The sequence below is a fragment of the Castellaniella sp. WN genome, from assembly GCF_054457555.1.
Window position 1 is genome coordinate 984887 of record NZ_JBTKZC010000001.1, and the last position, 12014, is coordinate 996900.

The 12014-nt window shown below is 68.8% G+C and carries 12 protein-coding genes; 4 read left to right on the forward strand and 8 right to left on the reverse strand.

All coding sequences use genetic code 11. The annotated features are described in order from the left end of the window. Positions 1-39 precede the first annotated feature (39 nt). From ACTPOE_RS04525 to surE, 6 genes are all read right to left on the reverse strand, one after another. Positions 40-1254 carry an MFS transporter gene (locus ACTPOE_RS04525; RefSeq protein ID WP_458871034.1) on the reverse strand — a complete coding sequence of 405 codons (1215 nt, stop codon included), beginning with the start codon at positions 1252-1254 and terminating at the stop codon, positions 40-42. 10 nt (positions 1255-1264) lie between these two features. Next, positions 1265-2587, reverse strand: coding sequence for a 23S rRNA (uracil(1939)-C(5))-methyltransferase RlmD (rlmD, locus tag ACTPOE_RS04530; protein WP_458871035.1), 1323 nt, complete (start codon positions 2585-2587; stop codon positions 1265-1267). Then, a complete protein-coding gene (locus ACTPOE_RS04535; RefSeq protein ID WP_458871037.1) occupies positions 2580-3359 on the reverse strand; it encodes a 3'-5' exonuclease in 780 nt (259 codons plus the stop codon). The genes rlmD and ACTPOE_RS04535 overlap by 8 nt, the downstream gene beginning before the upstream one ends. Further along, complete coding sequence (locus tag ACTPOE_RS04540; protein ID WP_458871038.1) at positions 3356-4132, reverse strand: peptidoglycan DD-metalloendopeptidase family protein; 777 nt, start codon at positions 4130-4132, stop codon at positions 3356-3358. Before ACTPOE_RS04540 ends, ACTPOE_RS04535 begins: the two co-directional genes overlap by 4 nt. 113 nt (positions 4133-4245) lie before the next feature. Beyond that, on the reverse strand, positions 4246-5013 hold the full coding sequence (locus ACTPOE_RS04545) for a protein-L-isoaspartate(D-aspartate) O-methyltransferase (RefSeq protein ID WP_458872754.1): 768 nt from the start codon (positions 5011-5013) through the stop codon (positions 4246-4248). A 70-nt stretch (positions 5014-5083) separates the two neighbouring features. After that, entirely contained in the window at positions 5084-5830 is a 747-nt protein-coding gene (surE, locus tag ACTPOE_RS04550) for a 5'/3'-nucleotidase SurE (RefSeq protein ID WP_458871039.1), read from the reverse strand. A 223-nt stretch (positions 5831-6053) separates the two neighbouring features. On the opposite strand from surE, the gene plsY reads away from it, so the two are divergent. Beyond that, on the forward strand, positions 6054-6695 hold the full coding sequence (gene plsY / locus ACTPOE_RS04555) for a glycerol-3-phosphate 1-O-acyltransferase PlsY (RefSeq protein WP_458871040.1): 642 nt from the start codon (positions 6054-6056) through the stop codon (positions 6693-6695). A 22-nt stretch (positions 6696-6717) separates the two neighbouring features. On the opposite strand, the gene tsaD is transcribed toward plsY, so the two are convergent. Continuing rightward, on the reverse strand, positions 6718-7764 hold the full coding sequence (gene tsaD, locus ACTPOE_RS04560) for a tRNA (adenosine(37)-N6)-threonylcarbamoyltransferase complex transferase subunit TsaD (protein ID WP_458871041.1): 1047 nt from the start codon (positions 7762-7764) through the stop codon (positions 6718-6720). Positions 7765-7938: 174 nt separating this feature from the next. Here tsaD and ACTPOE_RS04565 point away from each other — a divergent pair, with 174 nt between their 5' ends. From ACTPOE_RS04565 to ACTPOE_RS04575, 3 genes are all read left to right on the forward strand, one after another. Further along, complete coding sequence (locus tag ACTPOE_RS04565; protein ID WP_458871042.1) at positions 7939-9231, forward strand: NCS2 family permease; 1293 nt, start codon at positions 7939-7941, stop codon at positions 9229-9231. Between the two features lie 238 nt (positions 9232-9469). After that, complete coding sequence (trxA, locus tag ACTPOE_RS04570) at positions 9470-9850, forward strand: thioredoxin (protein WP_458871043.1); 381 nt, start codon at positions 9470-9472, stop codon at positions 9848-9850. Continuing rightward, positions 9847-11355, forward strand: a complete 1509-nt coding sequence (locus ACTPOE_RS04575; RefSeq protein WP_458871044.1) for an MFS transporter — start codon at positions 9847-9849, stop codon at positions 11353-11355. The genes trxA and ACTPOE_RS04575 overlap by 4 nt, the downstream gene beginning before the upstream one ends. A 7-nt stretch (positions 11356-11362) precedes the next feature. Here ACTPOE_RS04575 and ACTPOE_RS04580 read toward each other — a convergent pair whose 3' ends face one another. Continuing rightward, positions 11363-11983, reverse strand: coding sequence for an IMPACT family protein (locus ACTPOE_RS04580; protein ID WP_458871046.1), 621 nt, complete (start codon positions 11981-11983; stop codon positions 11363-11365). Between the last annotated feature and the right edge of the window lie 31 nt (positions 11984-12014).

Here is a 12014-nt window from a genome sequence, read left to right on the forward strand (position 1 = left end):
GGCGATCGTCCGGCGTTTTTCCCGGGCGCGACGCCCTCTTTACCCCGCCCGCCCGCGTCCCTCAGGCGCTCCCAGCCCCAGCAGCGCCACCGCCGCGAAGACGGCGCCGGCCAGGAAGGTCGCGGACGGGCCCCAGGACTGCCACAACCAGCCGGCCAGGACGCTGGCGAGCAGCATGCATATCCCGCTCGCCAGGTTGAATATCCCGAAGGCCGTGCCTTTCAGATCCGCCGGCGTCGTGTCGGCCACCATCGCGGCCAGGACCCCCTGGCTGAACCCCATGTGCAGCCCCCATAGCGCGGCGCCCGCCAGCAGCGGCCAGGCGCCGCCGCCCGGGAAGGCCAGCGCCAGATCCGCCATGACCAGCAGGACCAGGCCGGCCGCCAGGATGACGGTGCGCGGCAAGCGGTCCGACAGCCAGCCGGCCGGATAGGCCGACAGCATGAAGAACAGCGACATCACGATCAGCACGACGGGCGCCCAGGCGGCGCTCAGGCCCATGTCCTGCCCGCGCAGGATCAGGAAGGCCTCGCTGAAACGCGCCAGCGTGAACACCGCGCCGATCGCCACTACCCGCCAGTAAGCGCCGCCGAAGCCGCGCGCCGCGCTCCAGTGGATGGGCGAGCGGAACGGTCTGGCCTCGCCCGGGTCCGGGCGCGCCTCGCGCACGCCCCAGAACAGCAGTCCCATGGCGACGACGCCCGGCGCCACGGCGAACCACAGAACCTGCCGGATGTCCGTGAAGGCCAGCATCAGCATGATCGCCAGTCCCGGCCCCAGGACCGCGCCCACGGTGTCCATGGACTGGCGCAGCCCGAAGGCCGCGCCGCGGATTTCCGGCGGCGTGACGTCGGCCACCAGGGCGTCGCGCGGCGCGCCCCGGATGCCCTTGCCGATCCGGTCGATGAAGCGGGCGGCGAACACCATGCCCACCGAATGCGCCAGGGGAAACAGGGGCTTGGTGAGCGCCGCCAGGCCGTAGCCCGCCAGCAGCAGGCCCTTGCGCCGGCCCAGGAAATCGCTGATCGCGCCGGAGAAGACTTTGACGATCAGGGCGGTGGCCTCGGCCACGCCCTCGATGACGCCTACAGCCAGCACGCTGGCCCCCAGGCCCGACACCAGGAAGATCGGCAGCAGGCTGTGGATCAGCTCAGACGAGAGATCCATGAACAGACTGACCAGGCCCAGCATCCAGACCGTGCGGGGGATGGCGCGTTTTCCGTTCGCGTCCGGAACGGAATTCCCATGGCCCATACGGCCCCCTTCAGGGTTCGAAGACCGCGATCGACTCCACGTGCGCCGTGTGCGGGAACATATTGACCGCGCCGGCGGCCTTCAGCGCCCAGCCACCCACATGGTGCAGCATCCCGGCATCGCGCGCCAGGGTGGCGGGATTACAGGACACATACACGACGCGGCGGGGGCGCTCGTCCGGCGCCAGGGCGGCCAGGGCCTGCGCCACTGCCAGGGCACCTTCGCGCGGAGGATCGATCAGCATGCGGTCGAAACGGCCCAGTCCGCGCAGCCAGCCGGCATCGACCTCGAACAGATTGAGTTCAGCGAATTCGGCCTTGTCCGCCAGGCCCTGGCGGGCGGCGTCCTCGCGGGCGCGAGCCACCAGCGCGGCGCTGCCCTCGATGCCTACGACCGCGCGGCCCTGCGTGGCCAGCGGCAGGCTGAAATTGCCCAGGCCGCAGAACAGGTCGGCCACACGGTCGCCAGGCCGAACCTCCAGCAGGCTCAGCGCCCGCGCGACCAGCGCCTGATTGATGTGCGGATTGACCTGGGTGAAATCAGTCGGCCGGTAGTGCATGCGCAGGCCGTAGGCCGGCAGCGCATAGGCCAGCGCGTCGGCCCGGGCCGGATCCAGGGGATGGGCCGTCTCCGGCCCCTTGGGCTGCAGCCACCAGTCGATGCGGTGCCGCGCGCCGAAATCGCGCAGGCGGTCCAGATCGGCCGGCGTCAGGGGTTCCAGGTGACGCAGGCAGAAGACCGTGGCCTCGTCGCCGACGGCCACCTCGATCTGCGGCATGCGGTCGGGTCGCGACAGGCCGCCGATCAGTTCACGCAGGGGCATCAGCAAGGCCGAGACGTGCGGCGGCAACACCAGGCAGGTCCGCATGTCGGCCACGTAGCTGCTGGCGCGCTCGCGGAACCCCACCAGCACGCCGCCCTTTTTCGGTACCAGGCGCACGGACAGGCGGGCGCGGTGACGATAGCCGGAGGCCGGGCCCTGCAGCGCCGGCAGGATCTGTTCCGGCCGGACCTTGCCGATGTGCGCCAAGGCGTCCTCCAGGGCGCGCTGCTTGACGGCCATCTGAGCGGCCGGCTCCAGATGCTGCATGGCGCAGCCCCCGCAAACGCCGAAATGGGGACAGGGGGGCGTGGCGCGCTGCGAGGAAGACCGCAGGACGCGCTCGACCTTGGCCTTGTCGAAAGAGGGCTTGCGCCGCGTCACGCGGGCCAGGACCCGTTCGCCGGGCAATGCGCCCTCGATGAAGACGACCTTGCCTTCGTGGTGAGCGATGCCCTGGCCTTCGAGATCCAGCGATTCGACGTCCAGAGACAACTGGATGGGTTCAACCATGGTGCCAGGCGGAGAGGAATTCTTTCCAGTGCGGCGCATCGATCGCCGCCAGAGTGTCGCGCACCAGCGCGAGTTCGGCCGCATAGGCGGCGGCATCCAGTTCGCCCTTGATCAGGCGATAGCGGCAATACACCAGCCAGGTGTTGACCACGTCGGTCTCGCAATAGTTGCGCACGTGGTCCCGGTTCCCGGCATGCCAGGCATGCCACACCTGGCCACCGTCCATGTCGAGCTTGCCGGGAAAGCCGCACAGCTTGGCCAGTTGGTCCAGCGGCGCGTTGGCGCGGCCGTTGAACTTCGCCAACACGTCCATCAGGTCGACATGGCGGGTGTGGTAGCGGTTCAGGTAGTTGTTGAAGCGGAAGTCGCGGTCGTCTTCCCCGGTGTCCCAGTAGCGCGGCGCGGCCACGCCATGAATCAGGCTGCGGTAGTGCAGAACCGGCAGGTCGAAGCCCGAGCCGTTCCAGCTGACCAGAGTGGGCGTGTAATGGCCGATGGTCTTGAAGAATCCCGAGATCAGGACTTCCTCGGGGTCGTCGGCCTGGCCCAGGGTGCGCACGCGGAAACCCTGGTCGTCGCGGAACACGCAACCGATGACGGCGACCTTCTGCAGGTGCAGGGGCAGGAAATCGTTGCCGTGGGTCTCGCGGCGCCGGGCCAGCGCGGCTTCGATGAGGGCGGCGTCGTCCAGATCCGCCCACTCGGGATTCAGGCGCCGCAGACCATCCGCGTCCGGAATCGTTTCCAGGTCGAATACCAGCGTCGGGATCATCGCGGCGGCAGGTAGGACAAGGGGTTCACGGGCGTGCCGCGGCGGCGGATCTCGAAGTGCAGGCGCGGCGAGGAGGTGTCGCTCTGGCCCAGGGTGGCGATTTTCGCGCCCTTCTTCACGGATTCGCCGGTCTTGACCAGCAGGGACTGGTTGTGGGCGTAGGCCGTGATGAAGCCGTTGCTGTGGCCCAGCAGGATCAGGTTGCCCAGGCCGCGCACACCGTTGCCGGCGTACATGACTTTGCCTTCGGCGGCGGCCGTCACGGGCGCGCCCGCCGCGCCTTCGATGTCGATGCCCTTGGTGGTGGCGTTGAAGCCCTGGATGATCTTGCCGTTGCTGGGCCAGCCCCAGGAGACCAGGCCCGCGTCGCCGGCCCGGGACGCCGAGGTTTCGACCGGAGCGGTTGCGCCCGGGGCCGCGGCTCCGGAGCCTTCACCCCCGGCCGGGGGCGCGGTCTTGACCGGAGACGTCGTGGCGGTCGAACCACCCGAAGGCATCGGAGTACCGCCGTCCAGGCGCAGGACCTGGCCGATGGCCAGCTGGGTCGGGTCGCTGATGTTGTTCAGTTGCGCCAGGCGGGAGACCTCCATCCCGTGGTCCTGGGCAATCTTGTAGAGCGTGTCGCCGGCACGCACCACGTAAGTGCCCTTGGCCTGAGCGCCCGCGGCCGCGGAAGCGCCGCCGCCATTGGAATGATCGGCGACGGGCGCGCGCGCGGAACGGGAGGCGCAGCCCGACAAAACGGCGGCCGACAGCAGAACGGTCAGCAGCAAAGCCGTTTTTGCCCTGGGACGGCAATGAAACGAAAAGCGCCCGGTGTGTGGCGATTGGGTGAACGGAGCATCTGTCACCAGCGTCCCATCGAGCATGTGGTTCTCCTACTTACTTAAGTCTGCGTGCCGGGACGCAGCGGTACGAATCGGACATCTTCGAGTTCGAGCCGGTGCCAGGAAGACGGCCCGGTCCGCTCGATCAGGATCAGCCTTTGGTGCGCGGCGCCTTCCGGGGCGATCAGGCGCGCGCCCACGGCCAGCTGATGCAGCAAAGCTTCCGGGATTTTAACTCCCGCGGCGGCGACCACAATGCCATCGAAGGGCGCGCGGTGTTCCAGGCCCCGCATCCCGTCGCCGAAGATCAGGCGCACCCGCCCCCGGGCGCGGCCCTGGGCCAGATTCAGGCGCGCCTGTTCATACAAACCGCGCACCCGTTCGATAGCATAGACTTCGGGCACGAACTGGGCCAGCACGGCGGCCTGGTAGCCGCAACCCGCGCCGATCTCCAGGACCCGGCCCGGCGAGCGGCCGTCGCACATGACGGCCAGCATGTGCGCCACCACCCATGGCTGGGAAATCGTCTGGCCATAGCCGATCGGCAGGGCGGCGTCCTCGTAGGCCCGGCTGGCCAGGCCCTGGTCCACGAACAGATGACGCGGCACCGCCTGCATGGCCGACAGCACGCGTTCGTCGGTGATGCCCTGCTCGCGCAGGCGGTGCGCCATCTGCAGACGCAGCCGGTCCGAATTCAGCCCCAGGTTGGCGGCGGGCGCGGCCGGCGCCCGGCCCGGGGATTGCGGCAGGGTGAACGGGCGCGGCCCATGGATGCGGGTGTTGCTGTTGGCGGCCGAATAGCCGGGCCCCAGCGCGGAGCCCGTCATGGCGCTGCGCGGGCTGCGGGAAGGCTTGTCCAGCGGATGACGTGGCTTGTTCATCGGACCTCCGGGGTGCTCATCTGTCTTCCATCCAGCGTGCGACCGCATCGGTCTGCGCATGATCCGTGAGATCGACGCGCAGGGGAGTCATCGACACGGCATGCGCCTCGACCGCGCCGAAATCCGTCTCGGGGCCGCCATCGAGCGCCCGCCCCACCGGGCCGATCCAGTACACGGTATCGCCGTAAGGCGTGGTGCTGCGGATGACGGGCTCGGCCGGATGGCGCCGCCCCAGCCGCGTGGTGCGGAACCCTGCCAGGTCGCGGTAGGGCACCGCCGGGATGTTGACGTTGAGCAGCAGCGGCTCTCCCCAGGGCCGGTCGCGGAACCGCGCCACCAGATCGTGCGCCACCCGGGCGGCGCAATCCAGGTGGCGCCATTCGCGATCCAGCAGCGAAAAAGCCATGGAAGGCACGCCGAACAGGTAGCCTTCCATCGCAGCCGCCACTGTGCCCGAATACAGGGTATCTTCGCCCATGTTGGCGCCATTGTTGATCCCCGAGACCAGCAGGTCCGGCCGGAAGCCCAGCAGGCCGGTCAGGGCCACATGGACGCAATCCGAGGGGGTGCCGTTGATGAAATGGAAGCCGTTGGCCGCCTGGCGCACCGTCAGGGGCCTGCGCAGCGTCAGCGAATTGGACGCGCCGCTGCAGTTGGTCTCGGGCGCCACCACAGTGACCTCGCCCAGGGGCCGCAGCGCCGCGACCAGGGCCTCGATTCCCGCCGCGTTGTAGCCATCGTCGTTGGACACCAGGATGCGCATTTTCTTCGTTCCCGCCTGAAACCGGATGGTGCGAATTGTACCCGCGCCCCGCCGCGCTCAAGGAACCTCTGAGAATCCGGGTCGCCTTCAGGCGGCGAGGAGGACAAGCAACGCCGCGGACCGCCCGAATCCGCGGATGCGCGCGACGCGGAGACTTGTCCAGGGGTTCCTTTAAAATGCGTCCATCATCCATCCATTATGGGCTACCGCTCCACCCCCTGCCATGACTCCTTTCGCTTCCGTCCTCGGCGTGGCCGCCGCCCTGTTCATCGGCTACCTGATGGGCTCCGTTCCCTTCGCCGTCGTGGTCAGCCGCGCCATGGGCCTGAAGGATCCGCGCAGCTTCGGCTCGGGCAACCCCGGGGCGACCAATGTGCTGCGCGGCGGCAACAAGCCGGCGGCCATTCTGACCCTGCTCGGCGACGCCGCCAAGGGCTGGCTGGCTGTGACGCTGGCCGCCTGGGCCGCGCAGCGCGGCCTGCTGCCCGGGGCCGCGATCCCCCTGGCCGGCCTGGGGGCCTTCATGGGCCACCTGTACCCGCTGTTCCTGAGTTTCCGCGGCGGCAAGGGCGTCGCCACGGCCCTGGGCGTGCTGCTGGCCCTGCAGCCTTGGCTGGCCCTGGCGACCGCGGCCACCTGGCTGATCGTGGCGCTGGTGACGCGGTATTCGTCCCTGGCGGCGATCCTGGCGGCCGTCTTCGCACCGTTCTACTACATTCTGGGGGACAAGGTGGCCTGGCGCGCGGACGCGCTCACGATCTCCGTGATCGTGTTCATCAGCGTCCTGCTGCTGGCGCGTCACCGTGAAAACATCGCCCGGCTTCTGGCGGGCAAGGAAAGCCGGATCGGGGCGAAGAAAAAATAGGCGCGGCACGGCCGAAGGCGTTTCAGGCGATGCAGACATCCCGCAGGTCCCAGCGAGGCCGCACGGCAAAAGCGGCATCGCCGCGCAGGGACCGCAGATCGATCAGGCCCGCCCGCGCACGCTGCACGGCCGCCCAGGCAATCATCGCGCCATTGTCGGTGCATAAGTGCGGGGGCGGAAAATGCGCCCGGCCACCCAGGTCATCCAGAGCCTGCGCCAGCCGCGCGCGCAGGTGCCGGTTGGCGCCCACGCCGCCCGCCACCACCAGGGTCTTCAGTCCTGTGCGGCGCAACGCCTGCAGGGACTTGGCCGCCAGCACGTCGACGATGGCGGCCTCGGTGGAGGCCGCCAGATCGGCGCGGGCGGCATGGTCGGCGGCGCGTCCCTCATCCTGCAGAGCCCGCATCCGGGTCAGCACGGCCGTCTTCAAGCCGCTGAAGCTGAAATCCAGGTCGCCGCTGTGCAGCATGGGGCGCGGCAGGGCGTGCGCGTCCGGGTCGCCGTCCTCGGCCAGGCGCGACAGTTCCGGCCCGCCCGGGTAGCCCAGGCCCAGCAGCTTGGCGCTCTTGTCGAAGGCTTCGCCCGCCGCGTCGTCCAGGGTCTCGCCCAGCAGCTCGTAGCGCCCCACGCCATCGACCCGCATCAGCTGCGTATGCCCGCCCGACACCAGCAGCGCCACGAACGGGAAATCGGGCGCCTCGTCGGCCAGCAGGGGCGACAGCAGGTGGCCTTCGAGGTGATGGATGGGAATGGCGGGCAGGTCCCGCGCCCAGGCGAAGGCCCGGGCAAAGCCCGCGCCGACCAGCAGGGCCCCGGCCAGGCCCGGACCGGCCGTGTAGGCGACCGCATCGAGGTCGGCCGGCCGCACGCCGGCCTCGCCCAGCACCTGCCGCGTGAGCGGCACGATGCGACGGATGTGGTCGCGCGAGGCCAGCTCCGGCACCACGCCGCCGTAATCCCGATGCATGGCGACCTGGCTGTGCAGGGCATGCGCGAGCAGGCCGCGCTCGGTGCACGCCACGGCCACGCCGGTCTCGTCGCAGGAACTCTCGAATCCGATGATCAGCATAGGGCGCCAGTTTACAACCGATCATGAAAGGGATTTAGAATGGCAAAGTCAAAAAGTGGCCCCAGCGCCGCGCCTTCGGCTTGCCGCCTCCCCCAAGGGGGGCGCATTTTGCCTTGAAGCGGTCCGGCGGCAAAACAAGCAGTGAATATCGACGTCCACCCGAGAGGAGACACCATGCTGGAACAGTTCTTCAAGCTCAAGGAACACGGCACCTCGGTCCGCACGGAATTGCTGGCGGGCCTGACCACCTTCCTGACGATGTCCTACATCGTCTTTGTCAATCCGGACATCCTGTCCGGCACCGGCATGGACAAGGGCGCCGTCTTCGTCGCCACCTGCGTGGCCGCCGCCCTGGGGTCGATCATCATGGCCTTCCTGGCCAACTGGCCCATCGGCATGGCCCCGGGCATGGGCCTGAACGCCTTTTTCGCCTTCACGGTGGTGGCGCAGATGGGCTACACCTGGCAGCAGGCGCTGGGGGCGGTCTTCATTTCCGGTGTGGTGTTCGTGATCCTCACGGTGACCGGCATCCGGGAATGGCTGGTGGCGGGCATTCCGCCCTCGCTGCGATCCGCCATCGCGGCGGGTATCGGGCTGTTCCTGGGCATCATCGCCCTGGGCTCGGCGGGGATCGTGGTCGCCAACCCGGCCACCAAGGTCGGCCTGGGCGACCTGACCCACACCACGACCCTGTTCGCCATTCTGGGCTTCTTCATCATCGCCGCCCTGGGCGCCATGAAGGTCCGCGGTGCCATCCTGATCGGCATCCTGGCCATCACCCTCCTGTCGATCGTGACCGGCCACACCCAGTTCCAGGGCGTCTTCTCGGCCCCGCCCAGCCTGGCTCCCACCTTCTTCCAGCTGGACATCCTCGGGGCGCTGAATACCGGCTTCTTCCACGTGATCCTGGTGTTCGTGCTGGTCGAAGTCTTCGACGCCACCGGCACCATGATCGGCGTGGCCACCCGCGCCGGCCTGATCCGCCCGGGCAACCCCGGCCGCCTGGGCCGCGCCCTGCTGTCCGACAGCACGGCCATCGTGGCCGGCTCCATGCTGGGCACCAGCAGCACCACCGCCTACATCGAAAGCGCCGCGGGCGTACAGGCGGGCGGGCGCACCGGCCTGACGGCCCTGACCATCGCCGTACTGTTCCTGCTGGCGCTGTTCCTGTCCCCGCTGGCCGCCATCGTCCCGCCCTATGCCACGGCGCCGGCTCTGCTGTACGTGGCCTGCCTGATGCTGCGCGAACTGGTCGACGTGAAATGGGACGACATCACGGAATCCGTGCCCGCCGCCATCGCCGCCCTGGCCATGCCGCTCACCTACTCCATCGCCAACGGCCTGGCTTTCGGCTTCATCAGCTACGTGGCGATCAAGGCGCTGTCCGGCCGCTTCCGCGACATCCACCCGGCCACTCTGCTGGTCGCCGTGCTGTTCATCATCAAGTACGCGCTGTTCCCGGGATGATCCAGGACCAGGGACAGTCCTCTACGGGCTGTCCCGCGCCTGAACCATCCGAGTCGCTTGCAAGCGACGAGGTGGGAGAATCGGAGCGGCTTGCAAGCCGCGACGTGGGGAACCCGGGGGCCATCAGGCCCCGGAGCGTGCGTGGTGACGCCGGCCCGGCTTGCAATCACGCCCATCATCCCCATATGCAGAGAAACCCGGGCGGCATCCTGCCGCCCCCTCCCGACCCGGAGACCCCATGAGCGTCATCGAACTCACCCAAGACACCTTCCAGGCCGCCACCCAGGCCGAGCAACCCCTGATCGTCGATTTCTGGGCGCCCTGGTGCGGCCCCTGCCGCCAGTTCGGCCCGACCTTCGAGGCCGCCGCCGAGCAGCATCCGGACGTCACCTTCGCCAAGATCAACACCGAGGAACAGCAGGAACTGTCGGCGGCCCTGCGCATCCGATCCATCCCGACCCTGATGGTCTTCCGCGAGAACGTGCTGCTGTTCCAGCAGGCCGGCGCGCTGTCCGCCTCGCAGCTGGAAGAGCTTCTGACCCAGGTAAAGGCCGTGGACATGGCCCAGGTCCATGCGGAAATCGCCGCGCAGGAAAAGGCCTCGTCCACCACCCATTGACCCTCTCCTCCGCCCTTCCCCCGCACCAAGCCCATCGGCCGGACCCCGGCCGATGGCGTATTCTGGCCGTCCTGCTGATCACGATCTTCATGTCCCTGATCGGGGTCAGCATCGTCAACGTCGCCCTGCCCTCCATCCACTCCGCGCTCGACGCCACGCAATCCGACATGCAGTGGGTGCTGTCCGGCTATGCGCTGACCTTCGGCGTCGTGCTGGTGTCCGCCGGGCGCGCCGGCGACCTGATGGGACGCGGCGGCCTGTTCCTGATCGGTGTAGCCCTGTTCACGCTCGCCTCCGTCGCGGCGGGGCTGGCACCGGACGCCGCGTGGCTCAACGGCGCGCGCTTCGTGCAGGGCGTGGGGTCCGGCCTGCTCAATCCGCAGGGCCTGGGCATGATCCAGCATTATTTCCGAGGCGCGGAACGCGGCCGGGCCTTCGGCTATTTCGGCACTGTGGTGGGTTTTTCCGTGGCCATCGGCCCGGTGCTCGGCGGATTGCTGATAGAACTGGGCGGGCTGGAGATCGGCTGGCGGCTGACTTTTCTGGTCAATGTCCCGATCGGGATCGCCGTCATCGTACTGGGCCTGCGATGGTTTCCCCGGCCGTTGATCCGGCTGCCCGGCTCGCATGTCCCGCCCGGCGGGGACGGCGCGGTGGAACAGGCCGACTCCGAGGCGGCGGACCGCCTGGGCTGGCGTTCCCTGGATCCATTCGGTTCCCTGCTGCTGGGCCTGGCGGTCCTGTCGTTCCTGTACCCGTTCGTCGAATCCCGCACGACGCCCATGATCTGGCTGCTGTTGCCGCTGAGCCTGGGCCTGACAGCGGCCTGGATCGGATGGGAGCGCCGCACGACGCGCCGGGGACTCAGCCCCATGGTCGATCTGCGGATCTTTTCCACGACCAGCTTCAGCAACGGCGTGCTGATCATGGCGCTGTATTTTCTGGGGATGACCAGCATCTGGGTACTGGTCGCCTTGTACGTCCAGGAAGGCCTGGGCATGTCGGCCCTGCTGTCCGGCCTGTTCGGCATTCCCGCCGCCCTGCTGTCGTCCTGGGCTTCCGACTGGGCCGGCCGCAGGGTGATGTCGTATGGCCGCCGGATCGTCATCGTCGGACTGCTGCTGGCCCTGGCCGGACTGGTCACGAGCGGGGTGGTGATCCTGCTGCAGGCGCGCGGCCTGACCAGCGCCTGGTGGCTGCTGCTGACGCTTTCGTTCATCGGCCTGGCCCAGGGCCTGGTGATCAGCCCGAATCAGGCACTGACGCTGATGGACGTGCCGCTGGATTATGCGGGCAGTTCGGGAGCCATCATGCAGACGGGGCAGCGCATCGGCACATCCGTCGGGATCGCCATGATCACGGCCGTCGTCTTCTGGACCCTGAACATGTCCTCATGGCCGACCGCAATGCTGGCCGGACTCGGCGTCATCGCGGTCGTCATCCTGATCGCCCTGCGGGTCGCGATCAAGGATCAGCGGGATCGACGGCGCCCCGGCACGGCCTGATCGCGATTCAACCGCCCGCATCCCGCGCCGCGGGGTCATCGGGCTCCAGGATGCGCCAACGGCCCCGTCCCCGAGTCTGATCGGTATACAGCGACTCGATGTCCGTGACGTCGGCCCGGGGACAACACAGGCGCCAGACGACACCCTGCCCGTCGAACTCCGCGTGCTCGATGCGCGCGCCGGCCGTCAGCAGGCGCGCCTGCACACGGTCCATGTCCGCATAGGGACAATCGCACAGCACCCGGCATTCCTCGCGGAGTTCCACCCGATCCGCCAGCCGCAGGCACTCGGCGGCCGTTCCGCCATAGGCACGAGCCAATCCACCCGTACCCAGCTTGATGCCACCGAACCAGCGGATCACCAGCACCGCCACGCGGTCATAGCCCTGGGACTCGATGGCTTGCAGGATCGGCCGGCCCGCCGTGCCGCCGGGCTCGCCGTCGTCGCTGAAACGATACTGCGCCCCGAAACGCCAGGCCCAGCAGTTGTGGGTCGCCTGGGGATTGCGGGACGCGTCCAGGAAGGCCTGCGCGGACTCGGGCGAATCGATGGGCGCGGCCAGGGCCAGGAAGCGGCTCTTGCGGACGTCGGCTTCGTGCCGGACCGGACCGGTCAGCGTGTGCGGCATGCGGCTGCCCGCGCCGGGCGCGGCCCGTCAT

Excerpts from the sequence above, each read along its gene's own strand:
- ACTPOE_RS04545 (WP_458872754.1), bottom strand. The coding sequence starts at position 5,013 with ATGACGGGCTCCGCGCTGGGGCCCGGCTATTCGGCCGCCAACAGCAAC.
- ACTPOE_RS04580 (WP_458871046.1), bottom strand. The coding sequence starts at position 11,983 with ATGCCGCACACGCTGACCGGTCCGGTCCGGCACGAAGCCGACGTCCGC.
- rlmD (WP_458871035.1), bottom strand. The coding sequence starts at position 2,587 with ATGGTTGAACCCATCCAGTTGTCTCTGGACGTCGAATCGCTGGATCTC.
- ACTPOE_RS04535 (WP_458871037.1), bottom strand. The coding sequence starts at position 3,359 with ATGATCCCGACGCTGGTATTCGACCTGGAAACGATTCCGGACGCGGAT.
- tsaD (WP_458871041.1), bottom strand. The coding sequence starts at position 7,764 with ATGCTGATCATCGGATTCGAGAGTTCCTGCGACGAGACCGGCGTGGCC.
- ACTPOE_RS04565 (WP_458871042.1), top strand. The coding sequence starts at position 7,939 with ATGCTGGAACAGTTCTTCAAGCTCAAGGAACACGGCACCTCGGTCCGC.
- surE (WP_458871039.1), bottom strand. The coding sequence starts at position 5,830 with ATGCGCATCCTGGTGTCCAACGACGATGGCTACAACGCGGCGGGAATC.
- ACTPOE_RS04525 (WP_458871034.1), bottom strand. The coding sequence starts at position 1,254 with ATGGGCCATGGGAATTCCGTTCCGGACGCGAACGGAAAACGCGCCATC.
- trxA (WP_458871043.1), top strand. The coding sequence starts at position 9,470 with ATGAGCGTCATCGAACTCACCCAAGACACCTTCCAGGCCGCCACCCAG.
- plsY (WP_458871040.1), top strand. The coding sequence starts at position 6,054 with ATGACTCCTTTCGCTTCCGTCCTCGGCGTGGCCGCCGCCCTGTTCATC.